This window comes from Modicisalibacter muralis (assembly GCF_900102945.1).
Taxonomy (GTDB): domain Bacteria; phylum Pseudomonadota; class Gammaproteobacteria; order Pseudomonadales; family Halomonadaceae; genus Modicisalibacter; species Modicisalibacter muralis.
Map to the genome: position 1 here is coordinate 32,121 of NZ_FNGI01000001.1, position 24,544 is coordinate 56,664.

Sequence of the window (24,544 nt, forward strand, 5' to 3'; positions counted from 1 at the left end):
TTCTGTGCTCCGGGCTCCTTGCGCTTCATTCCATTCGCCAATTTATTCAGTGATTCCCTTGTGATGAATTTACGCTGTATCAGTAACGCAACCGATGGCAGAGTGCGCCGCCGGCCTTGGCGGCGAGTTTTGGCATCAGCGCCGGTAAATCGGTGAAGTCGCTATCGGCGCTGATCAGGGCATCGAGGCGGGCATCGGCAAGCAGTTCAAGAGCCAGCGTCAACCGGCGGCGGTGATCCCAGCGTACGCTGCGCGCCGGCGATACGCTGCCGACCTGGCTCGAACGTAGCGTCAGGCGACGGGCATGAAATGCTTCACCGAGCGGTAGGCTGACTTCTTGCTGGCCGAACCAGCTCATCTCGATCAAGGTGGCTTCCTGGCCGGTCAGCGCGAGCCCGGCGCGCAAGCCCTGGGGCGTGCCACTGGCATGAATGACCAGGTCGTTATCGCCGTATGCGCCGTCCGGTGCGCAGAAGGGCACGCCCAGCGCCTGAGCGAGCTGGGCGCGCCCGGGTTCGACATCGATCAATTGCACATGGGTTCCCGGTATCCGGGCGCACAGATAGGCGACCAGCGCACCGACGACGCCAGCGCCGATCACCGCGATGCGATCGCCCATGCGCGGGCCGGCGTCCCATAGACCATTGATCGCGGTTTCCATATTGGCGGCCAGCACGGCGCGTTCTGCCGGCACCTCGGTCGGCAGCGCGAGCACCGCATCGGCGGGTACCACGTAGCGGTCCTGGTGCGGGTACAGGCAAAATACGTCACGACCTTGCAGCCGGGACGGGCCTTGTTCGACCGTACCAACGCTGGCGTAGCCATACTTTACCGGGCCGGGGAAATCGCCGGCCTGGAAGGGCGCGCGCATGCGCTCATATTCGCTGGGCGGTACGCGGCCGTTGAACACCAGCGCCTCGGTACCGCGACTGATGGCGCTGTAGCGTGCGTGTACCAGCACCTCGTCGGGGCCAGGCTCTGGCAAGGGTTCCTCGCGCAGTGCACCGCTGCCCGGCGAGAGCGTCCAGAATGCCTTAGCCTTGGCGATCGGGGTGGCCATGATGCTTTCCTTATCCATGGTCATTGAACTTTCGATTCGTAGAGAAGTCGCTTGGTTCAACCCTTGTATAAAAATTGTATATGAAAAGCTTTGCAACCATACGCTGGCCCACCACAATGGGTTAAGCAAGTCCCTATGCATGCGAGCCGTCTCTGCCATAGTTAAGGTTGGGGGTGGGCGCTGCTACGTCAAGTAGAGGTGGAATGGCGCATGAGCGACAATCAGACAACGCTAGCCACTGGACTGCGTAAAGCGCAGCCTTCGACACTGGTCGAATTGGCTGCCGGGCTGCTGTTGCTGGCGCTGCTGGTAGAGGGGTTGCTGCTGTGGCTGGCTGCCCCGCAGGGATTGCGATTGAGCGCCGCTGGGGTCTATCTCACCATGGCGGCGCTGGTGCTATGGGCCTGGCCTCCGGCGCGGCGCTGGCTAGGCTGGGCCAATCGCATCACGCTGCTGCGCGGCATGCTGATCGCGATTCTCGCTGGCGCGGTGATCTTTCCCGATTTCATGGCGCATCATGCAACCGACATGGCGATATTAGCGGTGCTGGCGTTGGGGCTCGACGGTCTCGATGGTTGGGTGGCGCGCGTGACTCGCTCGGCGAGCGCATTCGGCGCGCGCTTCGATATGGAACTCGATGCCTTCTTCATACTGGTGCTGTGTGCCGCGCTGGTGGCGGTCGACAAGGCCGGTGCCTGGGTGCTGGCCATAGGGTTGATGCGCTACGCTTTCGTATTGGCGGGGTATATCTGGCCATGGTTGGCCCGACCGCTGCCGGAAAGCCGACGGCGCAAGGCGATTTGTGTGTGGCAGATCGTCTCGCTGTTATTGGGGTTACTGCCGATGGTGGCGGAAGGGCTGGCGTCGCTGTTGGCGATATTGGCGCTGGGGTTGCTGACGCTGTCGTTCGGCCTCGATGTACGCTGGCTGGCCCGACGAAACTCGCTGCCAGCCGCATCATGAGCCTTGCATCGAGGGTCGATGCAAACATCAGGAGGTCTCCATGTTCTCTCTTCGCAAACCGTTGTTTGGCGTTGCCCTGGTGGCGGGGATGGCGCTGGGTAGCGCCCCGGCGCTGGCCGAACCGGCGACGTATCGCATCGATCCCGAGCACTTCTCGATCGGCTTTCTGATCGAGCATGTCGGCTATGAGAAGTTGCTGGGCATGTTCCTCGAAGGCAAGGGCAAGTTCGTCTACGACGCGCAGACGCAGGAGTTGTCTTCGGGGCGCGTGGAGATCGCCTCGGAAAGCTTGTTCACCAACCATGAGGAGCGCGACAAGCATGTCGAGAGCGCGGACTTTCTCGCTGTCGACGAATATCCGAGCATCGTCTTCGAGGCCACCGAATTCACCGCCGAGGACGATCGTCATGGCACCCTGACCGGCGATCTCACCATGCTCGGTGAAACGCATCCGGTGACGCTCGATGTAACGCTTAACAAGGCTGCCGAATATCCCTTCGGTCACAAGGAGTACACCTTGGGGCTGTCGGCGCGTACCACGCTGTCGCGTAGCGATTGGGGCATGAGCTATGGCGTCGACAATGGCATGGTCGGCGACGAGGTAACGCTGATTCTCGAGTTCGAGGCGATTCGCCAGTAACGACCGTTGCGTGAAATGTCGATGATCGTTAGCGAAAACGTATGGGCGTAGTCAGTCCTGGGGGTCGTTATTGGCCTCGCGCCAAGGTATAAGGGAAACACCGTTTTACCAAGGATGCCATTATGGCACGCGCCCCCTTCGAACTCGCCGGTGTCCGCGTGGCGCCGGGTGCCCGCGCCCAGATCGACGTGCCCGTCGCCAAGCTTTACACCCACGCCCCGCTGTATATCGCCGCCGAGGTCGTGCATGGCCGCCAACCCGGCCCGGTCATGCTGGTATGCGGAGCCATTCATGGCGATGAGATCAACGGTGTCGAGATCGTGCGCCGGCTGTTGCGGTCTTCAACGATCAAACGCCTGCGCGGCACGCTGATTGGGGTGCCCATCGTGAATATCTTCGGCTTCGTTCAGCATACCCGCTATTTGCCCGACCGGCGCGACCTCAACCGCTGCTTTCCCGGCAGTGAAGAGGGCTCGCTGGGCTCGCGAGTGGCGGCCTTGTTCCGCGAGCAGATCGTCGAGCAGGCCACGCATATCATCGACCTGCACACCGGCGCCATCCATCGCACCAACCTTCCGCAGGTCCGAGCGCAGTTATCCCCAGGCAGCGATACGTCGGCGATGGCCGAGGCCTTCGGTGCTCCGGTGATCCTCAATGCCGAATTGCGCGAAGGCAGCCTGCGCGCTTACGCGCAGAGCCGCGGCGTGCCGGTGCTGACCTACGAGGCGGGCGAGGCGCTGCGTTTCGATGAGTGGGCGATCGCTCCGGGCGTGCGCGGTGTACTGCGGGTGATGCGTAGCCTGGGGATGCTGGCGCCGAGCCGGCGCCGTTCGCCGCCACCGGCCGCCGAGATCGCCAATGGCTCGAGCTGGGCGCGCGCGCCGATCGACGGTATTCTGCGGCCGCGTTCGCGGCTCGGCTCGCGGGTCGCCAAGGGGCAGGTGCTGGGCGTGGTGGCCGATCCGTTCGGCAATGCGGAAGGCGAGGTGATCGCTAACGCCGATGGCATCGTCATCGGCATGAGCAATCTGCCACTGGCCAACGAGGGCGAGGCGCTCTTCCACGTGGCGCGCTTCGATGCCATCGAGGAAGCCGAGAATGCGGTGGAATCGTTCCAGTCGATTTTCGAGCCGACATTGGAAAACATGTGACGCAAGCTTGTCAGGCGATCGCCGGTTCGCGATGGGTCTCGCCGACCAGGCCGAGGGCATCGTCGAAAACCTGCAAACCCGCGCCATCGCGGTGAGCGTTCTCGGAAAGGTGGCGACGAAAGCGGCGCCCACCCGGACAGCCCTGAAATAACCCCAGCAGGTGGCGCGTCACGTGATTGAGCCGGGCGCCTTCGGCTAGCCGCCGGACGATATAGGGGCGCAGCGCGCGCGCCGCTGCATGGCGACTCATCGCAGGGTCAGACTTGCCGTAGAAAGTGGCATCCACCTCGGCAAGCAACCATGGGTTCTGGTACGCCTCGCGCCCCACCATTACGCTATCGACTCGGCCCAATTGAGTCTGACAATCCTGCAGTGTTTCCAGCCCGCCATTGATACCGATATGCAGCTCGGGGTGGGCGGCCTTCAAACGCTGCACGCGTGGATAGTTGAGCGGCGGCACGTCGCGGTTTTGCTTGGGCGAGAGCCCCTGCAGCCAGGCCTTGCGCGCGTGCACGATGAAGGTATCGCAGCCGGCGCCGGCGACCTGGGCGATAAACCGCTCGAGATCGGCGTCTTCGTCCTGATCGTCGATACCGATGCGGCATTTCACCGTAACCGGAATCGATACCGCATCCTTCATCGCGCGTACGGCGGCGGCGACCTTATCGGGATGGCCCATCAGGCAGGCGCCAATCAGATTGTTTTGTACCCGGTCGCTTGGGCAGCCGACATTGAGATTGACTTCATCATACCCCCACGCTTCGGCGATCGCCGCGCACTCGGCCAATTCGCCAGGGTCGCTGCCACCCAGTTGCAACGCTAGGGGATGCTCGATGTCGTCGTAGCCTAAAAAGCGCTCACGCGGGCTGCCATGCAGGATCGCGCCGGTAGTGACCATCTCGGTATAAAGCAATGCATGGCGCGTCAAGGCCCGCGCGAAGACGCGAAAGTCGCGGGTCGACCAATCCATCATCGGCGCGACGGAAAACGTCCTGTCCAGCTTGGGCCGCGGGTTTTCAGTAATCATGCGGGGTTGAGCGTCTTCGGACATATCCATATCTGTAAATATTAACAGTGGTTTTTCGACGTTTTCCGCTATTGGTTGCTACGGATTTGCTACACTGGCTGCGTTCAATTTGCTACGCGGGGCGTGTGCTGTGGCGACGATCAGCAAGCGGAAGAGAAGGGACGGGAGTGTCGCATATACGGCCCAGATCCGCATCATGCGGGAGGGCAAGAAAGCCCATTCTGAATCGAGGACGTTTCCTCGCAAAGCGATGGCCGAGGAGTGGGCAAAGCGGCGCGAACTGGAGCTCTCCGCTCCTGGTGCCTTGCTGACCGCGAAGTGGAAGCAGGTTACGTTCCGCGAAGCAATCGAGCGCTACATCCACGAGTTTGCGCAGGATGCCGGGCGTAGCAAGCGGGCCACCATCGAACAGCTGCTGCGCTTCCCCATCGCGGAGGTCGAGGTGACCCACCTGAACAGCGAGAGTGTGATCGAGCACGCAGTGATGCGTCGGAACATGGGCATCCGGCCTTCGACCATCAATCAGGACATTATCTGGATCGGAATCATTCTGCGCACGGCCAGGGCGGCCTGGAAGATGCCGGCTCAGATCGATGACTTCGAGGGGGCCAAGTTGCTACTGCGTAGCAAGGGGCTGATAGGTCGGCCGGAGTCACGTACCCGCCGCCCCAGTGGCTCGGAAATTGAGAAGCTCAGGGCCTACTTTCGTCGCTCTCAGCAGATCCGGCCGACGGCCATCCTCCCCATGGAAGACATCATGGACTTTGCTATCGCTTCTGCTCGGCGGCGGGAAGAGATCACTCGGCTACTCTGGTCGGACCTGGATGTGGAGCACAACACTTGCTGGGTGCGTGATGCGAAGCATCCGCGGAAGAAGGTGGGTAACCATAAGCGCTTCAAGCTGGGCCATGAAGCCATGGCTATAATTCGGCGGCAGCCGAAAGTCGAAGGTGAGGATCGCATCTTTCCTTTCCAGCCGGCCTCGGTAGGCACTCGATGGCGGACAGCGTGCGCCGCGTGCGGGATTGAAGATCTACGCTTTCACGATCTGCGTCATGAGGCTACGTCGCGGCTGTTCGAGGCGGGCTATGAAATCGTGGAGGTACAGCAGTTTACGCTCCACGAGAGCTGGGACGTACTGAAGCGCTACACGCATTTGAGGCCTGAGGAGCTCGCACTTCGTTAGTATCAGCCTTGGGCAGCTGTTGCTTTGAGCTTTTCCTGATCTGCATGACTACCGATTACATGCATCTTCCGATGGCAGTTCGGACACAGGGCCACGGTATTCTCGATCGTGTCTTCGCCGCCGCGGGCAAGCCATTCGATGTGATGGCATTCCAGGTAGGGTTCGCCGCTCTTAGACTGAAAGGGCGCGGGCTGCTCGCAGAGCTCGCAGTAACCATTCGCTCGCCGCTTCGCGTACTCCGATACTTCCGGTGAACGAGCATATTGCATGGCAACTGCCGGCCGTGAGCCAGGTATGGTCGGCGCGTTCATGGCTCGCTTTTTGAGTTCATCATCGGCCAGCCGAGCAGCTCGCTTTTCACGCCGCTGATAGGCTTCTCGAGCTTTCTCTCCATCGATAGCCGGCGTCTCGTGCGATTTCAGCTGCAGCGGGAACAGCCAGGCGAGCCGCTCATTTCCATCAACGTCGGGCTGGGTCGCCTGATAAGGCTCACCTGAGCGCTCGACTTCCCCGACATAGGTGTATTCGCCTTTCCTGAATACCTCGAATAGATGAACGGCCACTCCATTGGCTGGGCTCTCGCTGAGCGTCTTGTTTTGAGCAAAGCTCAGCTGCATCGGTCCTTTCTGGCCCATGCCGGTGTAATGAATGACGTCTCCCTCCCAACGGTCCTCATAGATGGACTCGATGTGATTCGTGACGATCACCAGAGTGTTGGTCTCGTGAGAGCGGCGCATCCCCCCTTGGGGGCTGCACTTGAAGATCTCGCGGAGCTCATCGTTCGATAGGATGGTGCCTGGTTGCAGCGTCTCGATGCTATCCATAGATCTTGGCCAATTTTTCTGCGATAGGGATGTCCGCGGGGGCAAGCTCGTACTGCATCAACTGGGAAATCGGGATCCATTCAGCCCGATCGTGGACCGTCAGCGTTAGTGGGCCCCGCTGTGCTTCTACCAGCACACCAACCAAGTTGATCGCGCCGCCTTCATACCGGTAGATGCTCTCCATGAAGACTTCGCCGGCGATGCTGGGCAGTGAAAGCTCTTCTTCGAGTTCGCGCTGCGCGCACTGCTGGATCGTCTCGCCGAGCTCTTGTTTGCCACCGGGGAATTCCCAGTAGCCAGCAAGGTTCTCACCGGGAGCCCGACGGGTGAGCAGTATGTGCCCCCCGTTGATGATCAGTGCCGCTGCGACATTCTTCACGTGCGCTCCCAGCCATTGTTTATCAGCACGAGCTTATACCACTGCAGGATTCGCCATCCAATCGCTCACTCGTTCACCCGCTTCCACATCGTTCTAGCTTCCTCCCGTCGCTCATCGAGAAATGCCGCAAGATCCACCGCGCTGACCAGCCAGGGCGATTTCTGCGAGTCCCCGGCGCGGTAGACCGGCACAGGCAGCGCTTGGGCGCCGGCGCGCGTGCTGGCGGTGCGGGGGCTCACGCCGAAATAGCGGGGCGCGACTTCATCGAGGGGCAACTCGGCGCGGCCGTTGAATTCGGCCAGGAGTCCAAAGTAGGTGTTCATGCTTGCTCCTTGTTCTTGGCCCGCCAGCTGTTGAAGCGATTGCGGATCTGGCGAAACGCCGCGGCGGCGGCTGGGTTGTGGTCGAGCTCGGCGCGGCTTTGTACCTGGCAGGCGGCGCAGAGCCAGTCGCGGGCGTCCTGGGCGTTGTGGGTGCCGTCCGGCAGGTCGGCTTCGCGCATGGCGTGCTTGTAGCGGCGGCGCCGGTCGAGGTACAGCCGAAACGCCGGGTCCTGGCAAAGCATGGCGGCGGCCCTGGCCACTGGGCCGCCCTTGGTTTGCTGGTCGTTCACGCGGCGCCCTCCGTGATGGCCGGCCCTTGTTTACCCTGGTCAGCTCTACGCTCGAGGCGCAGCAGCAGGTTCGCATTGAGCGCTTGGTGCGCCAGGGCCTTGGCGTCTTCGAGATCCTTCGCGAGCTTCGCGCAGCGGAGGTCGGCCGCTCGGCGCTCGTCCTCGAGCTGCTCGCGCAGCATCAGCACCTCGTCGCAGAGTTCCTGGTAGGTCTTGTTCATCGACGGCTTCCTCGCTCGCGGATGGACTGGCAGGGCGCGCATGTCACGCACCAGGGCGCTGCCTGGCGGCGTGCGGCCGGAATCTCACCGTCGCAGTCCACGCATATCGGTTCGGCGAAGGTGCGCGGCGGCAGGGCGATGGCGCCGAGCATGCCCTCGAGGCGGTTCTCGATGATCTCGCCCGCGCGGTCGGCGTTGTCAGCCATGGGCGGTATCCTCCTGTGGCATGGCGGGGGCATAGACGACGCGGAAGCCGCGCCGCCAGTAGTTGAGCCAGACGAGCCAGGCGACCGCGCGGCGAACGTCCTGTCCGGCGCGGGCGGCGACGAAGTGCTGGACGGCGCCGCCCTGGCTGCGGTCGATGTGTTGGTGGACGCGCCCGGCCGGGTCGCGCACCAGATAGATCCGTTCATTCATGGGCCAGCTCCTGGGCGCGGCCGCCGGCGCGGTAGGCGCAGCGGTGCTCAGCGATCGCCTGCCGCAAGTCTTCCTCGCTGGAAAACGCGACGACCATGGCGTAGCGGTGGCGGGTCGGCTCGCTCGATTCGCTCAGCACGGCGAGTTCGCCGGCGTCCTGAATCGTGCCGTAGGGCACGGCGTGGGTGACGTGGTGCTGGTTGCGCATGGCTTTCTCCTTGTCAGATCCCGTCGGGGAAGAATTCGTCGACGCCTTGCCACGCGGGCAGGGGCGCGGGTTTGAAGGTGCGCTGCGCGGCAGCCCGAATCATTCGGTCCTCGAGCTCGACCGACTCGAGCTCGGCGCGGAACTCTTCGCTGGTCCGCCATTCCTGATAGCGCTGGACCTGGGCTTCGAGCTCCTGGGGGGACACCTGCCGCGGGGTCAAAAGACCGCGGGGAATGAGGGGCTGCCCGTCGCCCGTGCCGGGCTCCGTACAGTTAGTGACACAAGTCCTAGCGGAGCCGGCTTCGCCGCCTCCGGAACTGCCCAACCCCGAAGGGCTGCGGCGGGAGCGGACTTCCCAGCGGTACAGGCGGGTGAGGTATTCGGATTCGTTGCCCCGGCCGTCGCTGACGACCAGCCCCTTGGGCGTGGAGACTTCCTCGCCGTAGCGGCCTAGCTCGAGGAGGCTTTCGTTGACCACGCCGGTGGCGTGGCTGAAGTCCTCGCGAGAGGCGTCCATGCGGGGGATGGACCAGGGCTTGATCGGCTGCTGCTTGCGCGGCGTGTTGGGCCCGCCCATCAGCCGCACGAACAGATCCCACTGGCCGGCGTTGGCGGCCTCGCGGATGCGGTGGAAGGTAGCGGCGGCCCGGGGGATCGGCTGGGTGGCTTCTTCCCAGGCGCGTAGCTGCTCTTCCTGTTTTTCTGTCAGGCGGCGGACCTCGCGCCAGACCGTCACCGAGGGGAGCCCCATGAACTGGAACTGGCGAATGCCCCAGCACGCCGCCCAGGCCTCGATGCGCGGCGCGCTGTCGTTCAGGTCGTGGTCGTAGCGGTCCAGGTGGTCGCCCTCGACGCCGGCGCGGGCGAACTGCTGGCCGTTGATGTTTTTGCTGATGTATTTCGCCACGTAGCCGGCGGCGGTACCGCGCGACGGGTCGATGACCACCGGCTTGAAGCGGGCGGTGGTCTTGTTGCCCTGGCGGTCGAACAGTTCCTGCGGGGACTCGGCCTCGGCGTATTCCTGCAGCGTGCGGGTGACCTCGGCCTCGTCCTCGGGCTTCATCCAGACGAGCAGGTGCCAGTGGGGCGTGCCGTCGTGATGGGGCTCGACGACGCGAATGCCATAGATCGCCAGGCCATCGCGGGCCAATTTGGCGCGCGCCTTCGCCCACAGCTGCTGGAGGTGCTGCTGGGCCTCGCGCGGTGTGCTGCCGTCGTACTTCGGGTTGCGGCGTACCTTGCCGGTCTTGGGGTTCTTGACGACCGGGTGGAACCGGCTCGGCGTGGTGAGCGTGTAGAACATGCCGCGATGGCCGAGGCGGCGCGCTTCCACTTCCGTGTCGCGGATCCGCAGCATCAGCTCGGCGCGACGGTGATCGGGATTCGCCAGCCCCAATTCGGCTAGCTCGGCCAGGGTGTATGTCTGGCCCTCCTGGTTGATCGCCTCGAGAGTCTCGAGCAGGGCGCGGTTGCGGACGCGCTGCGAGCGGCGGCGTTCGATGGTCATGTCGCTGCAGTAGATGCCGGCCTGGGCATGCACGCGGTGCGCCTCGCGTTGGACCTGCTCGAGTTGCCGGCCGGCGATCCGGCGCAGCTTGCGACGCCACCAGAGCGAGCAGCCCAGGCGGGCCAGCTGCACGGCGCGCTTGCTTTTGACGCTGGGCGGGGTGATGCCATGCAGGCGGGCGCGGATGCGGGCCTTGCCGAGTGCCATTTCGTTGGCAACGGCGAGGCTCATCACCGGGGCGCGGTGCCACTTGAACACCGCCATGAGCGGTATGCCGCCGGGCGGCGGCGTCAGCGGGTTGCGGGCCTCGGCGATCAGCCGGGCCATGTGCCGCGACTGGGCCGACAGACTTTGGCCCCGCAGCTTGGGCAGCTCGAGCGGCGGGGGCAGCAGGCCCAGGCGCAGGCGTCGGTTGTGCTCGGCGATACCGCCGATGATCCTGCTGCGCTCGTCCTCGACCGCCCGCGCCTGGATGTTGGCGTAATCGACCAGGGCGTCGTCGTCGTGGGTCGCGTTGAGCGAGCCGATGGTCAGGCGCCGCTCGACATCGGCCAGCCACTGGCAGGCGGCCTTGATGCCCTCGATGGTGGTCGGCTGGGCGTTGCGCTTGGCGATGAATGCCCGGCGCAGGTCGTCGGCAATGGGTGCGAAGCGCCTGTAGACCCGCGTCGGCTCGAGCAGGCCCTCGGTGTTGCGAACCAGCCAGCGGTTGCCGTCGGCGTTGCCGTGGCGCTTGGCGACATGCACGAAGCCGCCGGCGAGATCCTCGGCCAGACTGGGCAGTTGGCTCCAGAACTGCGCTTCGCGCCACTCGGCACAGCCCGGCCGATTGCCTGAGCCCGGCGCGCCGAAGGTGCGCGACTGCTCCAGCGCCGTGGTCATGCATCACCCCGCGGCAGAATGCCGTTACCGATGGCCTCGGCCTCGATCCGGTCGGCGAGGTTGATCAGGCGCATTTCGAGATCGCGGGCCCAGCAAGCGGTTACATGGTCGCCGGTAAGGGTGTAGCGGCTCGCGGCCATCGCGAAATCGGTGGCGAGGGTGCGCAGCTGTGCGATGGCGACTGTGGTTGTCGTTTGGATAGACAGGCTCATCACACCGCCCCCTGCTCGATCAGTTTGAGCCAGTGCCGGGCGGCCTTGAGGTTGCCTTCCGCCAACGCCTGGCGGGCGTGGCCGGCGAGCTCGCGGCTGGGGTGGGGGCGTTCGCCCTCGAGCCGGTCGCGAAGGCGGCGGCCGTACTGGCTCATGCGGTAGATGGCGGCGCGGATCGCGTCGCGGTTGGCCTTGGGCATGTCGCTGATGCCGCGCAGGGCGTCCCTGCCATCCAGCTGGGCGCTGGCGAGCACGGCGCGGCGCTCGCCGGTGGCCATGCCCGCCCACAGCTCGGCGAGGTCCTGGTCGGCGCAACGCTCGTGCAGCTCGGCGCGCAGCGCGCCGAAGCCGGCCCGGTCGTCGGCGACGACCGGTTCGCGGGGCTTGACGGGCAGATGGGTAACGGCGCTGGGCATAAGGCTACCTCGCTGACGGATGCGTGACGGTTGGGTCTTGCTGGTGACGATTACCGCTGGATGACGACCGGCGTGCGGGTGTCGGAATTGACGACCTGGGCGCGTCCCTCGCGCCGGGCCTGCTCGAGGGTGGCGACCAGATCGTCGATGGTGAGCATCACCGCGCGGTTGCCGGCGGTACGCAGCACGACCACGTGGCTGGTGGTGGCATCCACATCGATGCGGGCCGGCTGATTGACGGTGGCCACCTCGGCATAGGCCTGGATGGCGGCGATCTCGGCGGCCTGCTCGCTCATGTCGTGCTCGGCCATCAGGTAGGTGATGCAGCCCTCCAGGGCATCGACGCGCTGCAGCGTCATGCCGGCGCGGAACATCCAGCCGACGGCGACGTTGCGTGGGTCCAGCTGGGGCGCGCGGGCGGCGCTGAGCGGGGTGACGGCGTTCATGGCGTTCTCCTGCGTTGCGTATGGCTTGCTTGTCATTCGTTCAGTTGGGCCAGCAGCACCTGACGGCTGGCCGGCTCGACCGGGATGCGCACCTCGGGGTGCGGCAGGCGGCTCGGCGAGGTCGTCAGGACGAACTCGACCAGCAATTTCCCGCCCCAGCCGCAGTGGGGGTTGATGCACTGCGCGTAGACCTCGTAGAAGACCGGCGCCGGGCGCTTGCTGGTACGGGTCATGGCGCGGTCGCCACAGTGGGGGCAGGTGATTCTCACCGGCGGTCTCCCTGTTGGGTGATGGGGTGAAGCGTGCGACCGCGCCCCGTGAGCCCGGCGGTGCCTTTGCGCAAGCGGCGACGGATCAACCATTCGGCCGCCTGATCGAGCGATGCCAGGTTCTGCTCACGACGCACCTGTTCGAGCATTCGCTCCATCTTCTCGTCGTAGCTCAGTGTCAGTTCAGGCATCGGGACTCCTTTTCGGGGACCTTAAAAGGACCTTTTAAGGGCCTTCGTTCAGGACGCGTGCTGGTCGATACTGGTGCCGTAAAGGTCGCCGGCGCCGATGGATTCCAGGGCTTCCTTGAGAACCAGTTGGCGCAGTAGCGAGGCTTTCGATTCGCCGGTGTACTCCACCAGCGCATCGATCAACTTGGCCTCGCGTTCGTCGAGATTGATGGAGCCGTAACGGGTGCGAACTCGCTGGGGGTCCTGGTACATGGCTTGTTTCCTTTTGCTAGCGCACGGGATCAGGCGCGGGCGCGCCGGTGGTACAGAAACCAATCGAACTGATGGATGACCCCCGAAAAGGAGTCGGTGATATGGAGGACTTCTCCGTGGTACTTGGCGAAATCAGCACGCGAACGCTGGAAGTGCTGCAAATCGCGAAGCACCTGCAGGGCCTCGGCCCGAGCCTGTCTGGCAAGAAGCGCAAAGAGGCCGCTCAGCGACTTCAGCAGGAACTCGAGGGCATTGCGGTTGACGTCCAGGAAGCCGAGCTGCGCGCCATGACGCTGGAAAAGGACAAGGAGGCGGCGGCTCATGAACTCCAGCAGCTTAAGCAGTGGCACCAGGAGAAGGGTCGCTACGAGGAATGCACCACGCCCGCTGGCGGTGCGGCGTACCGCCTCAAGCCCGACGGCCCAGGGGAGCAGAGCCGCCATTACCTTTGCGCCACCTGCTTCCTGAACGACAAGAAAGCGGTGTTGCAGCCAATGCCGACCCGCGAGGGATGTGTCATGTTGCGCTGTCATACCTGCGGCTCCGAGGTGATGTGGGAGAAGTTGCGCGGCTTCATGGACGTGTATGGCCCTGAGTGGGAACGCTAGGCGCTGGCCTCGGCGCGGTAATGGCTGACACCGCGCAGGTAGATGATCCGGGCCATGGACGCGGCGGAGCGCACTTCATCGGCCGCGATTCGCTCCAGCTCCTCGCGCTCCTCGGGCAACAGGCGCATCGCGACAGGCTTTTCGACGCCACGCGGACTGCGGGTAGGCTTCGACGGCTTGAGGTCCATGGGGTAAGCTCCGGGTTAGTGTGACGCTAAGACATCGTGTGAACTCAGAATGATATCCATATGGATATCTGTCAAGAGTGAGAATTCCTTTTTGACTAACATTGGCGAACGGCTACGGCAAGAACGTACCCGATTGGGTATGTCTCAAGAGGACTTCGGCGCCCACGGTGGCGTTAAAAAGGTCGCGCAATCCAACTACGAAACCGGCAAGCGGCATCCCGACACTGCGTATCTCGAACGGATAATGCAGATAGGGGTGGATGTGCATTTCGTTCTCTATGGGTCGCGTTTGGATATCCCTACATCATCTGAGACTTTGGATGCACTTCAGGGCACAGAGCCGGTGCCGATGTATGACATAGAGGCGGCAGCGGGGGCGGGGCGCCTGTTCGACGTGGAACTGATTCAGTCGACGTTCTACCTGCCCGCCGAGCTTTTCGAGGCCGAGGGCGTGGACCCGGCACAGGTGGTGGGCGTGACCGCGCGCGGCGACTCGATGGGCGACACGATCCGCGACCAGGAGCAGGTGCTGGTTAACCGCGCGCGGCGTTCTCCGGATGGTGTGTTCCTGCTGCGGATGGATGGCGAATTGCGACTAAAGCGGGTGCAGCGTGTGGCAGGCGGGGCTTGGATATTGATCAGCGATAACCCGGCTTACGAGCGGGAGATGATCAAGCCCGAGGATCTCGGAAACGTGGAGATCATCGGGCAATGTTGGCGGAAGGTGGGGCGGGTTTTTTGATATCGTTTGTAATCAAACTGACGTAATGGATGTAATGTGAATCGACGGTTTTCAGACAGGTTTTTTGATTCTCCAGTGGAAGTTCCACTTCAAAGAGAATCAATGAATGAATCTCTAAGAAATTCACTGTGGAATGTTCTGCAGATGAGGATCTTTGATCCTTTGAAATCTGTCCCCTCGCATTACTCTTTTTGTTTGGATGATTTTTTTAAAAAATATTATTTAAATTTTTTGAAAAAACCAATTTACGAAATTGGCCGTAAGCAGGACGAAGTTAATGGCATCGCAAAAATATTTAGGGTCGATGCTTGGTATCTTGTATACGATGTTGTTGAGTTCGTCTATAACTGGTTCGAGAATTCAGTTGGGAATAGACGTATATCATATTCTGATGGAAATAGAACAAAAGCCCTAAAAACCAATGCCGACCTTGCCAAAAATGAATTGAATTCCATGCTGGAGCGAGAGGGCTCGGTATTTCGCTTGGTTGGGAGCGAGCTGGCTCAGATAACTAGCGAACAGGAAATTGACGAAATAGAAAGTGCACTTAAGGCCACGACTCCTATTGGTGGGGCACATGATCATTTGTCGCAAGCACTTGCGCATCTAACAGACCGGGAAAGTCCAGATTTCAGAAATTCTATTAAAGAATCTATCTCAGCCGTAGAAAGTATATGTAAGGTCGCAACCAATGCAGAGGCGGGAAGTCTTGGCGGGTTGCTTAAACGCATGGAGGAAGAGGACGTAATTCATCCAGCCATGAAAGGTGCCTATAGCAAGCTGTATGGTTTTACTAGCGATAGTGGTGGCATACGGCACGCGATGACGGAGAAAGAGGAGGTTACTTACAAGGACGCCAGATTTATGCTTATAGTTTGTAGTGCGTTCATAAATTTTGTTATTGAGACTGTTGGTGAGTAGTTCTTGTCGCCGCGTCACAGACCCGGCCCGTTGGGATCTTCCAGATGCGCATCGGTGACGGGCTGAACTTGTGGCGCATGCAGCGGCTCACCGATGGCTCGCTAATGTTGATCAGCGATAACACGCGTTACCACCCCGAAGTAATCAAGCTGCGGGATATGTGGGATGTCGAAGTGTTAGGACGGTGTGGGGTTAGGGTTGGGGGCTTTATTTAATGAAGCAACTTATCCCTATAATTTTATAAATTTCTGTATTTATTTGGTTAAGGATGGTGAATGGCAACTCATACAATTAGCCTTTATTGCGTCTCCGCTTTTAATTATAAATCCGAGCGTTCGGAAAATAGACTTGCTGTGTTAGACGATGTACATGGTATAGATGTCATTAGTGTTTTTAAAGATTTTTTAGATCTAAATAAGCGTGATGATTTGGTTAGAGATGAAGAAGATAAGACTGTATTTGCGGTTGATGATTATTGGAGTATTAGTTCAGGTCGCTGTCTGGTTGGTATAGTGAACGCTGGGCAGTATGGAGTTCCAGGAAAAATAAGAGATGCCAAGACAGGTAGCCATAGGTTTGATAAAAATGCCTCTGACGCTGATGTGACGGATAGGATTTTCCTTTTCTATTCTCCTAAGGGAAAGGATGAGGCTATACTTGCGTTACATAATATTAGGAACCATGGTGTTAAAGGCGTCTTAACCTCAGGTTTAAAAGATCTGTTTCGACACAAAACCGGCCTTACTCTTCGTTTTGAAGGCCTTAGCTATGACAAAGCAGCTCAAAAATGGCTCGATGCTCAGGTCAAAGAAATAAAGGCCACGGAATTTAAAACTTCTTCTGATATAACAGATGATTTGAATGGATTGGGCCATGAGCATTCTGAATTGATATTGAAGCCTAAAAGGAATGGTACTTTTGGGAAGTTTCGTGCTCTTAAAGAAAATAAGCCAAGAGCCATAACGACCCTCGAGCAACATAGTGACAAAGTTAAGGCTGTAGTAGAAGTGGATGGTAATAGAAGAACGTTTCAGGTTTCTGGCACCCCTGGCATGCCAATAGTTAAGCTTGAAGTTGAGGATGAGATGATTAAAATGGATGGGATGCCTGACTTTGCTAAAATGGAGGATTGGCTGGTAGAAGTCGTCAATGAGCTTTGCCAATCTGTCTATAGGTCACAGGAGGTTTATATATGTCAAGAAAGCTGAATTTTGGAGGTATCGTTTTAAAGCATATTGCTACCCTTCGAGATAACAGGACGGGTAGTTTATCTTTTGTTGACGCCTTGGTTTTTCTTTTTGTTCCCTTGGCTATAGCTATTTCTATTGCTTTTTTGGGAAATGTTTTGAGCAATGAATTGTTGTCCTTGGCTGTAAATTTTGGTGCTATAACTACTGCGCTATTGATGAGTGTTCTGGTGCTGGTGTATGACCAAGAATCTAAATTGCTATCGTCTTCTGACGACCCCTCTGTTAAGGCAAATAAAAAAATCAAGTTGTCGCTGCTTAGGCAGTTATATCAAAACATTTGTTTCGCTATAGTAACTTCTTTGTGTGTAGTCGTTGCTTCATTTTTGGAAATGTTTTTAAAGGGTTTAGGTGTGGGCGGCTATATGGAATACGTGTTGCTATTTTTTGCGGCAGTTGTCGTATTTCTTTTTATAAATGTTGTGCTTACCATGTTGATGATAGTGAAAAGGTTTCATGCATTGTTGACTAGTGGTTATTGAGGTGTATGGCTTGATTATATGAGTAACATAAAGTTATAGCTTCAAATGGTTAGGTCTTAGTTTGCTTCATAGCCTCGAGCTCATCCAATAGCTCCCCCAAGATTTTTGTAGCTTCTTCTGAATCATTAAGACTTGGGTTTGTAACTGAAGGATCTATGATTTCAAAAGGTGCATCTAGGTACCTTTGTATTGCAGGGTATATTATCTTCGCAGGACAAAAGCGAATTATATTGTTTCCTCCAGTCAAGATCATTCCAAGCCAGGATAGGCTCGATTCCTCAGAATGTACATTGAGTATAAGCCCACCACTCATGCCGTTTAGCTCCTGGTGAGAATACTCCCCCCCTTCAGTTAAGTCTAAGTTGATATAGGGTTCTTCATCAGCGTTTTGGCATAGACCAGTGATGATTTTTCTCTGTATATTCGTGTGGTGCGTGTACTCACCAAAATCGTCATGAGTGAAAAGATTGTCTTTTATAGGATAGCCAGAGGCTATCAATAGTTGACCGTTAAAGTACGCAGTGTTATAGATGTCTTTAGGTGGCGTTGAGTCTAGGTTTATGAAGGCGTCGGGAAAATATTTGTACGCGGGTATTGCTAACTCAATAAGCACTATGTCTTTTGTATCTATAACTAAGCCGTCATTGTCGATTAGTTCCCCGATGTTCCATTTCTTCAAAGGAAACAAAAAGCTCAATAGCTCTTCAAATCCTCCACTGGACTCGCTTATTACAATGAATGGGGACTCGTTCTGATAGTTTGATGATCCATCTGCTTTGACGACTTTGTTTGCTTTTAGCACATGGTTGGCTGTAAGCAAAAAAAAGCGGTTATTATATCTTATTAAAGTCGAGCTGCCGGCGCCATAAATGTAATCCGCATGCCAGTGACCCCTCTGCTCGATTGTCTCGTTGCAATGCGTGAAGAATAGTCTTCTTGAAGAGCGTGAAATTTTTGAAGCCTGTGCCAATGTGATAAAAGGGCGAACATCACTCATATGTAAAATTTTTGTCCCCATTAAGTTCATCTCTTAGCTACTTTGCTCGGACAATAGGGAGTTCCTCCCAGCGCGTCGTCCATCTCGGCGTGCGGTTCGCACATCGCAGATGCCAAGCGGCACCATCAGTCGGCATGCCGAGCCGAACTGTACCACGCCCCATGGCCTTGTTGAGTTTATCCATCGTAGCCATCAGCTTTTGACTGCGCTCACGGTCGGCCTCGCTCTGGGGCGTATCCAGCAGCGAGAGCTGCTGACGATCGGCGTCGACCAGGTCGATCAGCATCACGCCGGCTTTCATGTAGAGGTGGCCCTTCAGGTAAATGCGGTTCAGGGCGTGCTGGGCAGCCTGAAGAATCGGCCGGCTGTCGTCGGTGGGCCGGTCCAGCTCGACGATGATGCTCGGCGAGTGCTGCCGTAGGTCCTGCCGGTGGGGGTTGGTCTTCAGGAAGACGAGCACAGCGCGGCATAGGCTGCGCTGTTCGCGCAACTTCTCGGCGCCGCGCTGACCGTGCTGGCGGATCGCCTCGCGGATCTCGCCCAGGTCGCCTGTCAGCTTGCCGAAGCTGCGCGACGTCATGATGCGCTGCTTGGGCTCGGCGAAGTCGTCCATCTCGATCGCGGGGATGCCCTTGAGCTCGAGCACGGTGCGCTCGAGCGTGACCGAGAAGCGCCGGCGGATGCGTTTAGGGTCTTCGCAGCGCAGGTCCCAGGCGGTCTTGAGGCCCATGACGTGGAGGCGCTCGACGAGGCGCCGGCCGACGCCCCAGATGCCATCCAGCTTGACTCGCTGCAGCAGTCCCTTGGTGTCCGGCCCATCGCCGTTGAGCACGCACACTCCGCCGTAGCCGGGGACCTTCTTCGCTGCGTGATTGGCGAGCTTGCTGAGGGTGCGGGTGGGGGCGACGCCGATCGAGACCGGGATGCCGGTGTACTGGCGCACCTGGTGGCGCAGCCGCCGGCAGTGATCGACGAGTGCGGCGTGCTCGAAGCCGTGGAAGCGCACGAACATCTCGTCGACCGAGTAGGGCTCCACCTCGGGCGCGAATTCCTCGAGCACGGACTGCACCCGGGCGGACATGTCGCCGTACAGCTCGTAGTTGCTCGAGAGCAGCACCACCCGACGTTGGCGCACCAGGTGCTGGATCTGGAAAGCCGGGGTGCCCATTTCGATGCCGATCTGCTTGATCTCGGCCGAGCGGGCGATGACGCAGCCATCGTTGTTGCTGAGCACGCCGACCGGGACGCCCTCCAAATGTGGCTGAAAAGCGCGCTCGCAGCTGACGTAGAAGTTGTTGCAGTCGACCAGGCCAATCATACCGGGTACTCGTGAATCACTGAGCGGACCACGCCCCACACCTGGCAGTCGCAATCGGTGAGCGGGATCGGCGCGTAACGCGGGTTGCCGGAGGCGAGGTAAGGGCGATTGCCGAGCAATTCGTAACGTTTGACCATCAGCTCGCCATCGACCAGAGCAGCGAGAATATGGCCGGGGCGCGGGTCGAGTGAGCGATCAACGACGAGCAAGTCGCCGTCATCGATGCCGAGTGGCTCCATGCTATCGCCGGCCACGGTGAGAAAGAACGTGGCGGCGGGGCGCTTGACGAGCCGCTCGTTGAGATCCAGCCGCCGGCCTTCGTAGTCCTGAGCGGGGCTGGGAAAGCCCGACAGCCCGGCGCGGATGCGCGTCTCGGGGAAGGGCAGCTCGAGCGGCTGCGGCGTGAGCGCAGCGGGTATTGTGTGGGTCCGTGACATGGCGATCCTTCACGTCGATTACTGTTTGCATATACAGTATTCGACGAAGCGGCGCCGTGAGGCAAATGCTAATGTGGCGCGGCGAGCGGGCCGGCATTCAACGTACGGCCAGATAACCGAAAATAAACAGGGTGTTGCAGGGAAGAACCATGGTTGTGAATTACTTGGGTCCGCTGGTCGCGGGCATCGACCACCCGGCGCTGCGCGGGTACGACGTCAACCAGTTCGCGCCGAGCTGCTACCTGGTGGAGATCGGCGAGGAGGCCGGCGTCGATGGGCCGCTGATCGAGGGCGACGTGCTGGTGGTCGATGAGGCCAGGACCGCCCAGCACGACGACCTAGTGATCGTGGATTGTGACGAGGAGCAGCGGTTGTATCAGGCGTTTCGGCTCGGCGGGAGCCTTCTGCTGATTCCGCCGCGCGACCGGAGCGGCTCGATCCGGGCGCGGCAGAACATGTTGCGGGGCGTGGTGGTAAGCCAGGCGAGGAGGTATGGGTGGTGAACGCAGCTCAGGTTTGGTCAATATTGAGAGGTACGCGAAGGATCGAGGGAATGCTTGGATATCGCCTCAATCTCAGTCCTATTTCGAGCCGTCAGGGACGGGGATAGCTGCTAGCCTGAAACTGTGACGTCCCGAATTCTCGTTCCATCCGCTGGTTCGTCTGCTGTTTACGTCACACGGGGCCCCACCTAGTAGGGGCCCTATCCTCGCGCATCGAATTTTGTACGAAACCTCTTACAAAGTATGAAGGCAATTTCATACACGCAGCCAGCTTATTAAGGTTAGGTTGTGGGACGGGGTAGGGACACCTATAACGAGTCCTCGGCCAATACGGATGGCTGGGGCGTTTGCGTTTATGGCCCCGTGGTTTCCTGCTTTACCTCCCCATCCATCACCTCGCATGGGTGCGCTCATCGGCAGATCGCTTCGCAAGGCGTGCCGTCATCATCACCATCAAGCCTTCCGTTCCCGCACTGCTTCAGATGAAAGATCGCTTCCGCACACGACGCCATGGCGCCGCAGGTCTTGCGGGACGAGCAGTTGAAGCCGTCTATGCTCACCGGGAGTATCGGATCGTTAGCTGCTGGTTCCACGGGTAGAATCGCTTGGGCTCGCAGCGCCTCGTTGCTGACGTAGGGGTTACCGTGGCCCTGGATCGCAGCGATTCGGCGGTTACGCTCTCGCTCCCACGCGTCGATGGGATCTTGCTTGGCCCAGGCGCGGAAAAGCTGCTCCTGTTGTCGGCTGATGCGGATGCCGTATTCATCGCGCATGTACCAGTAGATGCGAGCAACATTGCCTCGCTGATTCGCGGGCGGCTGGAATACGTCCTCTCCGAAATCGACCATCGCGTTGCACTGGCCGTACTGGTAGGCGCCTGCGCTGGTGGCCATGCCGTATCGCAAATTCGATCGGTCGCCGTTCACTTCGCCGACCGATGGCACCAGGTTGTGCAGATCTGCCTCGGCGCTGCGGAAGGTCGGGTCGGTGGCCCGGCAATGGTCGCGCCCGCCTTCTTGCCAGCACTGTCGCTGCCGGCCGATGTCGTAGGCGGGCATCACATGCTCCCACTCGATGCGTGCTGCTCGTTTGGGCTGTTTACGCACCTGGTAGCCGCAGCTAGCTAGATCTGGCCCACCTTCGAAGGTGAAGTCGCAGTTGCAATAGAAGGATTCGGATTGATCGTGGTAGACGCGGTTTTCGGCGAGCCGTTTGGCGGTTGAGAAGGATGAGGGCGGCGCCGCTTGGGCGATGAGTGCGACGGCCGTGAGGCTGGCGGCCAGGATGGTGAGGGGCTTCATGGAACACTCCGGCAAAAGGGCCGGAGTGTACAGGATCACGCGTTGGGGTCAGGCAAACTCGCACTGCTGAAAGCGCTCGCGATACTCGATGAAGGCATCGACGAGATCCCAGAGCACCAAGGCCCAGCCCAGGATGGGGACGCACCGCCCTGCAAACCAGGCAGAGATTCGACGTGCATTCTGCGGGGATAACACCTCCCTGAGAGTTTTCAGGTTCTCTCTCGTGTTGAGTTCTTCGAGGAAGTATTCCAAGGCCGCACGCGCTCGTGGAAAGTCTCCCTCAACAATACTCACCAGGAGAATTTCCAGCGTGTCGCCTAGCCCCCTGTCGCTACAGACTTTTTTGAATGCATCGATGCCATCAATACTCAGGCCGATCAGGTCACCTATAAAGCTAATGATGACGTAGCCGCAGTGCTCGGGCTCCTGTGCCGGAAGGCGCTCGACCGGCGAATACTCGAAGTGGCTTGGTCCCAGCATTATGGGTTCGTGGTCGGGAAAGTCGGTGAGAGGCTCGAGTGGGATGTTAGTCAGCGTCCAGCTCTGACTGCTTCTGTAATCCTCAAGAACATCGGGTAGCTGGGTTTCGACCAGCTTCCGCAGTCTCGTTTCGAGCTGTTGTCTAGCTTCGCGTGATGCTTCCAAGATTTCTTCGCCCTGGAGGGCGACTTGGATGCCTTGCATGATCGCGTCCCGGACGATGAGACGGATTTTATTGTAGGTTTCAGGTTCGCTCTCGCAGGCGGCAAGTACCTGTCGAGGGCTGGCGAGGACCAGCGTGGAGCCGGCGCCGACACCGAGCAGAAAGTGACGGCGTGGCATTGGTGCGTCGAGCCGAGTAATCATGGGTGGATACCGTATTTGTTGTTGTTCTTGTAAAAGATAGTGGCCACTACAGAGCAGAGCGCTCCCGCGCTTCCTGATTTTTCTGGTACTGGTTCAGTACGGCGCCTGAGCATCGCTATTGCGGATCTCGAACTGCAGCCCGTTGGTGTAGGCGCTGCCGCTGAGGTCGTGGGTGACTTCGGTGATGATCCAGGGCGTCTCCTCGATTTCGCGCTTCCAGCCGATCAGCCAGGCGGGGGTTTCCGGGTAAAGCCCGGGCTGGCCTTCGGCCAGGGTGAGGCTGAATTCGGCGTGGCCGCGCTGGATACGCTGCCATTCGGCCTGGGCGGCGGCCAGTGCATCATCGGCGCTGGCGTAGGTGGGCCGCAGGCGCTTGGCGTTGTCGCCGCTGCCGGCGATCACTTCCTGCCTTTTGGCGCCCGAGGCGTCGTTCCAGTAGGCGATGACACCAGTATAGCTATCGCGGTCGCTGACGACGTAACGGTGCTGGTCGCCATCGCCGCGGCGGATCTGCACCGGGGGAATCTCGAGGCCGCTGGAGGTGGTGGCGGTACCGGCCGGGATGAACAGCAAATTGCCGGCTTTCACGGTGGCCACGGCGTCATAACGCTCGGCCAAGCGGGTGAGGAAATTGAGGTCAGACTCGTCGGTCTGGTCGATGTGCTGAATGCGAATGCCGGCGAGGTTGCGTCCGACCTTGGGCGCGAGCACGTGGCGCTTGGCGATGGTGGTGACGATGTCGCCTACGGTGAGCTTGTGCCAGGACTGTGTTCGCTTGCCGGGCAGGCTGCCGCGCATATCGGCGCTGCGGGCGCGGATGCTGAGGCGGTCCGGTGCGCCGCTGTGCTCGACCTCGTCGACGATGAAGGTGCCGCGCTCGACGAGCGCCTCGCCGCCCCAGCCGATCGCCAGGGTGAGCTCGGCGCCGCGCGGGGGCAGGGCCAGCGCGCCGTCATCGTCGGTGAGCACCAGGTCGAGCTGGTCGGCCTCGAGGCCACGGCGATCGGTGAGGCGCAGGCTTTCGACGCGGCCGCGAAAGCGCGGGGTGATGATCTGGCCCTGTAGGCTGATGCGGTAGTCCGGTGTGCGGGCGGGGCGGGCGTTCTGATCGGTCAGCCAATTCATGCCAGGGCACCGGTGATCGCGCGCAGCGACTGGCTGGTGACGTTGCCGAGCATGTCGGTGCGTTCATCGTCGATGCGGGCAAGAGAGATATCGAACTCGATCTGCTGGGCGGCGCCGTCCTTGAAATGGCGGCTCTTGCGCTCATCGAGCGATTCGATGACGTAGATACCGTACATCGTGCCTGTACCTTCGATGAGCGGCCAGGCGGCGCCCTCGTCGGCCATGGCGCGCAGCTGATCGAGGTTCGACTGGCCGCCGGTGAACTGCGGCAGCAGCGTTCCGTTCAAGCGGATGGTGTCATCGCCGATACCTAGGAATTGGCGCGCCGGGCGGCGGCCGATGCGCGACTGGCTCGCGTGTCGCCATTGAGTTTGGCGCTGAAGTTCCTGGTAGGCGGCGGTCGTGAGAGAAAACACGAACATGCCGTAGACCATCATCATGCGTGAGGCCTCCTATGAACGGTGAGCGGCTTTTCCTGCGCTGGGCCCTGGGCTTTCTTGTCTTGCTTTATGTCGTTGGGTATCTGATCGGAGATCAATACTATCTGCTGCGAATCGTGCAGACGGCGAACCTGGACGGACTTTATATCTTGGTAGGTGTGGTGGCCGGAATAACGCTCAAAGAGGGCGCATACGAGCATTCCATTTCTCTTGTGTTCTGCGTAACCGCGCTTGTTATTTGTGGCTTCCTCTCGAGTGGCTTGCCGATACCGCAGGACGCCAGCCTGCCATGGCCGAGACGTTTCCTGCTGACTTTCTTGGCTGCTGCATTCGTGACCGCGTTGATCGGTTGCTTCCTGTTCATTTTTTTGAGTCTTCGAACTCACCACAGACAAGCCCAGCAACAGGCAGAAACTGTCGAGAAAAAAGTAAGAGAGCAGGCGCTTGCAGCAGAGCGGGCCGTACTTATACGCCAGGCTACCCCGCCCAAGTTCGTGCGCACCAAGCCGCCCCGGTTTCACTGAG

General features: G+C 59.9%; 36 protein-coding genes. 11 read left to right on the plus strand and 25 right to left on the minus strand.

Features of this window, described 5'->3' with window-relative positions:
- Window positions 1–79: 79 nt before the first annotated feature.
- Complete coding sequence (locus BLR92_RS00150) at window positions 80–1,060, minus strand: zinc-dependent alcohol dehydrogenase (protein ID WP_089725900.1); 981 nt, start codon at window positions 1,058–1,060, stop codon at window positions 80–82.
- 210 nt (window positions 1,061–1,270) lie between these two features.
- On the opposite strand from BLR92_RS00150, the gene BLR92_RS00155 reads away from it, so the two are divergent.
- From BLR92_RS00155 to BLR92_RS00165, 3 genes are all read left to right on the plus strand, one after another.
- Window positions 1,271–2,023, plus strand: coding sequence for a CDP-alcohol phosphatidyltransferase family protein (locus BLR92_RS00155; RefSeq protein ID WP_089724341.1), 753 nt, complete (start codon window positions 1,271–1,273; stop codon window positions 2,021–2,023).
- Between the two features lie 40 nt (window positions 2,024–2,063).
- Entirely contained in the window at window positions 2,064–2,663 is a 600-nt protein-coding gene (locus BLR92_RS00160) for a YceI family protein (protein WP_089724343.1), read from the plus strand.
- 122 nt (window positions 2,664–2,785) lie between these two features.
- Window positions 2,786–3,814, plus strand: coding sequence for a succinylglutamate desuccinylase/aspartoacylase family protein (locus BLR92_RS00165; RefSeq protein ID WP_089724345.1), 1,029 nt, complete (start codon window positions 2,786–2,788; stop codon window positions 3,812–3,814).
- 10 nt (window positions 3,815–3,824) lie between these two features.
- Here the strand turns inward: BLR92_RS00165 and dusA are convergent, their stop codons facing one another.
- Complete coding sequence (gene dusA / locus BLR92_RS00170; protein ID WP_217636509.1) at window positions 3,825–4,865, minus strand: tRNA dihydrouridine(20/20a) synthase DusA; 1,041 nt, start codon at window positions 4,863–4,865, stop codon at window positions 3,825–3,827.
- 106 nt (window positions 4,866–4,971) lie between these two features.
- Between dusA and BLR92_RS00175 the strand changes: the two genes are divergently transcribed.
- Window positions 4,972–6,027 (plus strand): site-specific integrase, encoded by a 1,056-nt coding sequence (locus BLR92_RS00175; protein WP_089724350.1) that lies wholly within the window; start codon window positions 4,972–4,974, stop codon window positions 6,025–6,027.
- A gap of 2 nt (window positions 6,028–6,029) precedes the next feature.
- Here BLR92_RS00175 and BLR92_RS00180 read toward each other — a convergent pair whose 3' ends face one another.
- The 15 genes from BLR92_RS00180 to BLR92_RS00250 form a co-directional block, all read right to left on the minus strand.
- Window positions 6,030–6,851 (minus strand): HNH endonuclease, encoded by an 822-nt coding sequence (locus BLR92_RS00180; protein ID WP_089724352.1) that lies wholly within the window; start codon window positions 6,849–6,851, stop codon window positions 6,030–6,032.
- The gene (locus BLR92_RS00185; protein WP_089724354.1) at window positions 6,844–7,230 is read right to left on the minus strand and encodes a (deoxy)nucleoside triphosphate pyrophosphohydrolase; all 387 of its coding nucleotides are present in this window, start codon (window positions 7,228–7,230) and stop codon (window positions 6,844–6,846) included. The genes BLR92_RS00180 and BLR92_RS00185 overlap by 8 nt, the downstream gene beginning before the upstream one ends.
- Window positions 7,231–7,295: 65 nt before the next feature.
- Entirely contained in the window at window positions 7,296–7,553 is a 258-nt protein-coding gene (locus tag BLR92_RS00190; protein ID WP_089724356.1) for a pyocin activator PrtN family protein, read from the minus strand.
- Window positions 7,550–7,843, minus strand: coding sequence for a hypothetical protein (locus tag BLR92_RS00195; RefSeq protein WP_089724359.1), 294 nt, complete (start codon window positions 7,841–7,843; stop codon window positions 7,550–7,552). The genes BLR92_RS00190 and BLR92_RS00195 overlap by 4 nt, the downstream gene beginning before the upstream one ends.
- Window positions 7,840–8,064, minus strand: coding sequence for a hypothetical protein (locus tag BLR92_RS00200; protein ID WP_089724361.1), 225 nt, complete (start codon window positions 8,062–8,064; stop codon window positions 7,840–7,842). The genes BLR92_RS00195 and BLR92_RS00200 overlap by 4 nt, the downstream gene beginning before the upstream one ends.
- Entirely contained in the window at window positions 8,061–8,270 is a 210-nt protein-coding gene (locus tag BLR92_RS00205; protein WP_089724363.1) for a TraR/DksA C4-type zinc finger protein, read from the minus strand. The genes BLR92_RS00200 and BLR92_RS00205 overlap by 4 nt, the downstream gene beginning before the upstream one ends.
- Window positions 8,263–8,481, minus strand: coding sequence for a hypothetical protein (locus BLR92_RS00210; protein WP_089724365.1), 219 nt, complete (start codon window positions 8,479–8,481; stop codon window positions 8,263–8,265). The genes BLR92_RS00205 and BLR92_RS00210 overlap by 8 nt, the downstream gene beginning before the upstream one ends.
- Window positions 8,474–8,689 (minus strand): hypothetical protein, encoded by a 216-nt coding sequence (locus tag BLR92_RS00215; protein WP_089724367.1) that lies wholly within the window; start codon window positions 8,687–8,689, stop codon window positions 8,474–8,476. Before BLR92_RS00215 ends, BLR92_RS00210 begins: the two co-directional genes overlap by 8 nt.
- Window positions 8,690–8,702: 13 nt before the next feature.
- Window positions 8,703–11,078 carry a replication endonuclease gene (locus tag BLR92_RS00220; RefSeq protein WP_089724369.1) on the minus strand — a complete coding sequence of 792 codons (2,376 nt, stop codon included), beginning with the start codon at window positions 11,076–11,078 and terminating at the stop codon, window positions 8,703–8,705.
- Window positions 11,075–11,290, minus strand: coding sequence for a hypothetical protein (locus BLR92_RS00225; protein WP_089724371.1), 216 nt, complete (start codon window positions 11,288–11,290; stop codon window positions 11,075–11,077). Before BLR92_RS00225 ends, BLR92_RS00220 begins: the two co-directional genes overlap by 4 nt.
- The gene (locus BLR92_RS00230) at window positions 11,290–11,706 is read right to left on the minus strand and encodes a hypothetical protein (protein ID WP_089724372.1); all 417 of its coding nucleotides are present in this window, start codon (window positions 11,704–11,706) and stop codon (window positions 11,290–11,292) included. The genes BLR92_RS00225 and BLR92_RS00230 overlap by 1 nt, the downstream gene beginning before the upstream one ends.
- 50 nt (window positions 11,707–11,756) lie before the next feature.
- Window positions 11,757–12,152 (minus strand): hypothetical protein, encoded by a 396-nt coding sequence (locus BLR92_RS00235; RefSeq protein WP_089724374.1) that lies wholly within the window; start codon window positions 12,150–12,152, stop codon window positions 11,757–11,759.
- Window positions 12,153–12,184: 32 nt separating this feature from the next.
- The gene (locus tag BLR92_RS00240; protein WP_175488685.1) at window positions 12,185–12,421 is read right to left on the minus strand and encodes an ogr/Delta-like zinc finger family protein; all 237 of its coding nucleotides are present in this window, start codon (window positions 12,419–12,421) and stop codon (window positions 12,185–12,187) included.
- Window positions 12,418–12,612 (minus strand): hypothetical protein, encoded by a 195-nt coding sequence (locus tag BLR92_RS00245; RefSeq protein ID WP_089724378.1) that lies wholly within the window; start codon window positions 12,610–12,612, stop codon window positions 12,418–12,420. The genes BLR92_RS00240 and BLR92_RS00245 overlap by 4 nt, the downstream gene beginning before the upstream one ends.
- Window positions 12,613–12,660: 48 nt before the next feature.
- Complete coding sequence (locus tag BLR92_RS00250; RefSeq protein ID WP_089724379.1) at window positions 12,661–12,864, minus strand: hypothetical protein; 204 nt, start codon at window positions 12,862–12,864, stop codon at window positions 12,661–12,663.
- Window positions 12,865–12,965: 101 nt separating this feature from the next.
- On the opposite strand from BLR92_RS00250, the gene BLR92_RS00255 reads away from it, so the two are divergent.
- Entirely contained in the window at window positions 12,966–13,472 is a 507-nt protein-coding gene (locus BLR92_RS00255) for a hypothetical protein (RefSeq protein WP_089724380.1), read from the plus strand.
- On the opposite strand, the gene BLR92_RS00260 is transcribed toward BLR92_RS00255, so the two are convergent.
- On the minus strand, window positions 13,469–13,660 hold the full coding sequence (locus tag BLR92_RS00260; RefSeq protein ID WP_089724382.1) for a hypothetical protein: 192 nt from the start codon (window positions 13,658–13,660) through the stop codon (window positions 13,469–13,471). The two genes, BLR92_RS00255 and BLR92_RS00260, sit on opposite strands and share 4 nt — an antisense overlap.
- Window positions 13,661–13,709: 49 nt before the next feature.
- On the opposite strand from BLR92_RS00260, the gene BLR92_RS00265 reads away from it, so the two are divergent.
- The 4 genes from BLR92_RS00265 to BLR92_RS00280 all read left to right on the plus strand — a co-directional run bounded on the left by BLR92_RS00265 (window position 13,710) and on the right by BLR92_RS00280 (window position 17,052).
- Window positions 13,710–14,402 carry a S24 family peptidase gene (locus BLR92_RS00265; RefSeq protein ID WP_089724384.1) on the plus strand — a complete coding sequence of 231 codons (693 nt, stop codon included), beginning with the start codon at window positions 13,710–13,712 and terminating at the stop codon, window positions 14,400–14,402.
- Between the two features lie 36 nt (window positions 14,403–14,438).
- Complete coding sequence (locus BLR92_RS00270) at window positions 14,439–15,323, plus strand: AbiJ-NTD4 domain-containing protein (protein ID WP_175488686.1); 885 nt, start codon at window positions 14,439–14,441, stop codon at window positions 15,321–15,323.
- Window positions 15,324–15,598: 275 nt separating this feature from the next.
- Window positions 15,599–16,531: a hypothetical protein gene (locus BLR92_RS19485; RefSeq protein WP_139171551.1), complete on the plus strand. Its 933-nt coding sequence runs from the start codon at window positions 15,599–15,601 to the stop codon at window positions 16,529–16,531.
- Complete coding sequence (locus BLR92_RS00280; RefSeq protein WP_089724391.1) at window positions 16,516–17,052, plus strand: hypothetical protein; 537 nt, start codon at window positions 16,516–16,518, stop codon at window positions 17,050–17,052. The genes BLR92_RS19485 and BLR92_RS00280 overlap by 16 nt, the downstream gene beginning before the upstream one ends.
- Window positions 17,053–17,101: 49 nt before the next feature.
- Here the strand turns inward: BLR92_RS00280 and BLR92_RS00285 are convergent, their stop codons facing one another.
- From BLR92_RS00285 to BLR92_RS00295, 3 genes are read right to left on the minus strand one after another with little or no spacing between them, the layout of a single operon-like run.
- Window positions 17,102–18,049: a hypothetical protein gene (locus BLR92_RS00285; RefSeq protein ID WP_139171552.1), complete on the minus strand. Its 948-nt coding sequence runs from the start codon at window positions 18,047–18,049 to the stop codon at window positions 17,102–17,104.
- A 37-nt stretch (window positions 18,050–18,086) separates the two neighbouring features.
- Window positions 18,087–19,367 carry a Y-family DNA polymerase gene (locus BLR92_RS00290; RefSeq protein ID WP_089724395.1) on the minus strand — a complete coding sequence of 427 codons (1,281 nt, stop codon included), beginning with the start codon at window positions 19,365–19,367 and terminating at the stop codon, window positions 18,087–18,089.
- Window positions 19,364–19,804 carry a LexA family protein gene (locus BLR92_RS00295; RefSeq protein WP_089724396.1) on the minus strand — a complete coding sequence of 147 codons (441 nt, stop codon included), beginning with the start codon at window positions 19,802–19,804 and terminating at the stop codon, window positions 19,364–19,366. Before BLR92_RS00295 ends, BLR92_RS00290 begins: the two co-directional genes overlap by 4 nt.
- A 149-nt stretch (window positions 19,805–19,953) precedes the next feature.
- Here BLR92_RS00295 and BLR92_RS00300 point away from each other — a divergent pair, with 149 nt between their 5' ends.
- Window positions 19,954–20,307 carry a S24/S26 family peptidase gene (locus tag BLR92_RS00300; protein WP_089724398.1) on the plus strand — a complete coding sequence of 118 codons (354 nt, stop codon included), beginning with the start codon at window positions 19,954–19,956 and terminating at the stop codon, window positions 20,305–20,307.
- A gap of 410 nt (window positions 20,308–20,717) precedes the next feature.
- On the opposite strand, the gene BLR92_RS00305 is transcribed toward BLR92_RS00300, so the two are convergent.
- The 4 genes from BLR92_RS00305 to BLR92_RS00325 form a co-directional block, all read right to left on the minus strand.
- Entirely contained in the window at window positions 20,718–21,608 is an 891-nt protein-coding gene (locus tag BLR92_RS00305) for an endonuclease (RefSeq protein ID WP_089724401.1), read from the minus strand.
- 48 nt (window positions 21,609–21,656) lie between these two features.
- Window positions 21,657–22,430 carry a hypothetical protein gene (locus BLR92_RS00310; protein WP_139171553.1) on the minus strand — a complete coding sequence of 258 codons (774 nt, stop codon included), beginning with the start codon at window positions 22,428–22,430 and terminating at the stop codon, window positions 21,657–21,659.
- A 117-nt stretch (window positions 22,431–22,547) separates the two neighbouring features.
- On the minus strand, window positions 22,548–23,579 hold the full coding sequence (locus BLR92_RS00320; protein ID WP_089724409.1) for a phage late control D family protein: 1,032 nt from the start codon (window positions 23,577–23,579) through the stop codon (window positions 22,548–22,550).
- Window positions 23,576–24,019 carry a phage tail protein gene (locus BLR92_RS00325; protein ID WP_089724411.1) on the minus strand — a complete coding sequence of 148 codons (444 nt, stop codon included), beginning with the start codon at window positions 24,017–24,019 and terminating at the stop codon, window positions 23,576–23,578. Before BLR92_RS00325 ends, BLR92_RS00320 begins: the two co-directional genes overlap by 4 nt.
- Window positions 24,020–24,033: 14 nt before the next feature.
- Here BLR92_RS00325 and BLR92_RS00330 point away from each other — a divergent pair, with 14 nt between their 5' ends.
- Window positions 24,034–24,543 carry a hypothetical protein gene (locus BLR92_RS00330; RefSeq protein WP_089724413.1) on the plus strand — a complete coding sequence of 170 codons (510 nt, stop codon included), beginning with the start codon at window positions 24,034–24,036 and terminating at the stop codon, window positions 24,541–24,543.
- Window position 24,544 lies beyond the last annotated feature (1 nt).

Coding starts and splice junctions, on each gene's coding strand:
- BLR92_RS00225 (WP_089724371.1), bottom strand. CDS start 11,290: ATGAGCCTGTCTATCCAAACGACAACCACAGTCGCCATCGCACAGCTG.
- BLR92_RS00260 (WP_089724382.1), bottom strand. CDS start 13,660: ATGGACCTCAAGCCGTCGAAGCCTACCCGCAGTCCGCGTGGCGTCGAA.
- BLR92_RS00220 (WP_089724369.1), bottom strand. CDS start 11,078: ATGACCACGGCGCTGGAGCAGTCGCGCACCTTCGGCGCGCCGGGCTCA.
- BLR92_RS00160 (WP_089724343.1), top strand. CDS start 2,064: ATGTTCTCTCTTCGCAAACCGTTGTTTGGCGTTGCCCTGGTGGCGGGG.
- BLR92_RS00265 (WP_089724384.1), top strand. CDS start 13,710: ATGATATCCATATGGATATCTGTCAAGAGTGAGAATTCCTTTTTGACT.
- BLR92_RS00290 (WP_089724395.1), bottom strand. CDS start 19,367: ATGATTGGCCTGGTCGACTGCAACAACTTCTACGTCAGCTGCGAGCGC.
- BLR92_RS00245 (WP_089724378.1), bottom strand. CDS start 12,612: ATGCCTGAACTGACACTGAGCTACGACGAGAAGATGGAGCGAATGCTC.
- BLR92_RS00255 (WP_089724380.1), top strand. CDS start 12,966: ATGGAGGACTTCTCCGTGGTACTTGGCGAAATCAGCACGCGAACGCTG.
- BLR92_RS00215 (WP_089724367.1), bottom strand. CDS start 8,689: ATGCGCAACCAGCACCACGTCACCCACGCCGTGCCCTACGGCACGATT.
- BLR92_RS00305 (WP_089724401.1), bottom strand. CDS start 21,608: ATGAAGCCCCTCACCATCCTGGCCGCCAGCCTCACGGCCGTCGCACTC.
- BLR92_RS00325 (WP_089724411.1), bottom strand. CDS start 24,019: ATGATGATGGTCTACGGCATGTTCGTGTTTTCTCTCACGACCGCCGCC.
- BLR92_RS00200 (WP_089724361.1), bottom strand. CDS start 8,064: ATGAACAAGACCTACCAGGAACTCTGCGACGAGGTGCTGATGCTGCGC.
- BLR92_RS00295 (WP_089724396.1), bottom strand. CDS start 19,804: ATGTCACGGACCCACACAATACCCGCTGCGCTCACGCCGCAGCCGCTC.
- BLR92_RS00310 (WP_139171553.1), bottom strand. CDS start 22,430: ATGCCACGCCGTCACTTTCTGCTCGGTGTCGGCGCCGGCTCCACGCTG.
- BLR92_RS00285 (WP_139171552.1), bottom strand. CDS start 18,049: ATGAGTGATGTTCGCCCTTTTATCACATTGGCACAGGCTTCAAAAATT.
- dusA (WP_217636509.1), bottom strand. CDS start 4,865: ATGTCCGAAGACGCTCAACCCCGCATGATTACTGAAAACCCGCGGCCC.
- BLR92_RS00230 (WP_089724372.1), bottom strand. CDS start 11,706: ATGCCCAGCGCCGTTACCCATCTGCCCGTCAAGCCCCGCGAACCGGTC.
- BLR92_RS00180 (WP_089724352.1), bottom strand. CDS start 6,851: ATGGATAGCATCGAGACGCTGCAACCAGGCACCATCCTATCGAACGAT.
- BLR92_RS00150 (WP_089725900.1), bottom strand. CDS start 1,060: ATGGCCACCCCGATCGCCAAGGCTAAGGCATTCTGGACGCTCTCGCCG.
- BLR92_RS00165 (WP_089724345.1), top strand. CDS start 2,786: ATGGCACGCGCCCCCTTCGAACTCGCCGGTGTCCGCGTGGCGCCGGGT.
- BLR92_RS00250 (WP_089724379.1), bottom strand. CDS start 12,864: ATGTACCAGGACCCCCAGCGAGTTCGCACCCGTTACGGCTCCATCAAT.
- BLR92_RS00320 (WP_089724409.1), bottom strand. CDS start 23,579: ATGAATTGGCTGACCGATCAGAACGCCCGCCCCGCCCGCACACCGGAC.
- BLR92_RS00280 (WP_089724391.1), top strand. CDS start 16,516: ATGTCAAGAAAGCTGAATTTTGGAGGTATCGTTTTAAAGCATATTGCT.
- BLR92_RS19485 (WP_139171551.1), top strand. CDS start 15,599: ATGGCAACTCATACAATTAGCCTTTATTGCGTCTCCGCTTTTAATTAT.
- BLR92_RS00190 (WP_089724356.1), bottom strand. CDS start 7,553: ATGAACACCTACTTTGGACTCCTGGCCGAATTCAACGGCCGCGCCGAG.
- BLR92_RS00210 (WP_089724365.1), bottom strand. CDS start 8,481: ATGAATGAACGGATCTATCTGGTGCGCGACCCGGCCGGGCGCGTCCAC.
- BLR92_RS00155 (WP_089724341.1), top strand. CDS start 1,271: ATGAGCGACAATCAGACAACGCTAGCCACTGGACTGCGTAAAGCGCAG.
- BLR92_RS00300 (WP_089724398.1), top strand. CDS start 19,954: ATGGTTGTGAATTACTTGGGTCCGCTGGTCGCGGGCATCGACCACCCG.
- BLR92_RS00235 (WP_089724374.1), bottom strand. CDS start 12,152: ATGAACGCCGTCACCCCGCTCAGCGCCGCCCGCGCGCCCCAGCTGGAC.
- BLR92_RS00205 (WP_089724363.1), bottom strand. CDS start 8,270: ATGGCTGACAACGCCGACCGCGCGGGCGAGATCATCGAGAACCGCCTC.
- BLR92_RS00330 (WP_089724413.1), top strand. CDS start 24,034: ATGAACGGTGAGCGGCTTTTCCTGCGCTGGGCCCTGGGCTTTCTTGTC.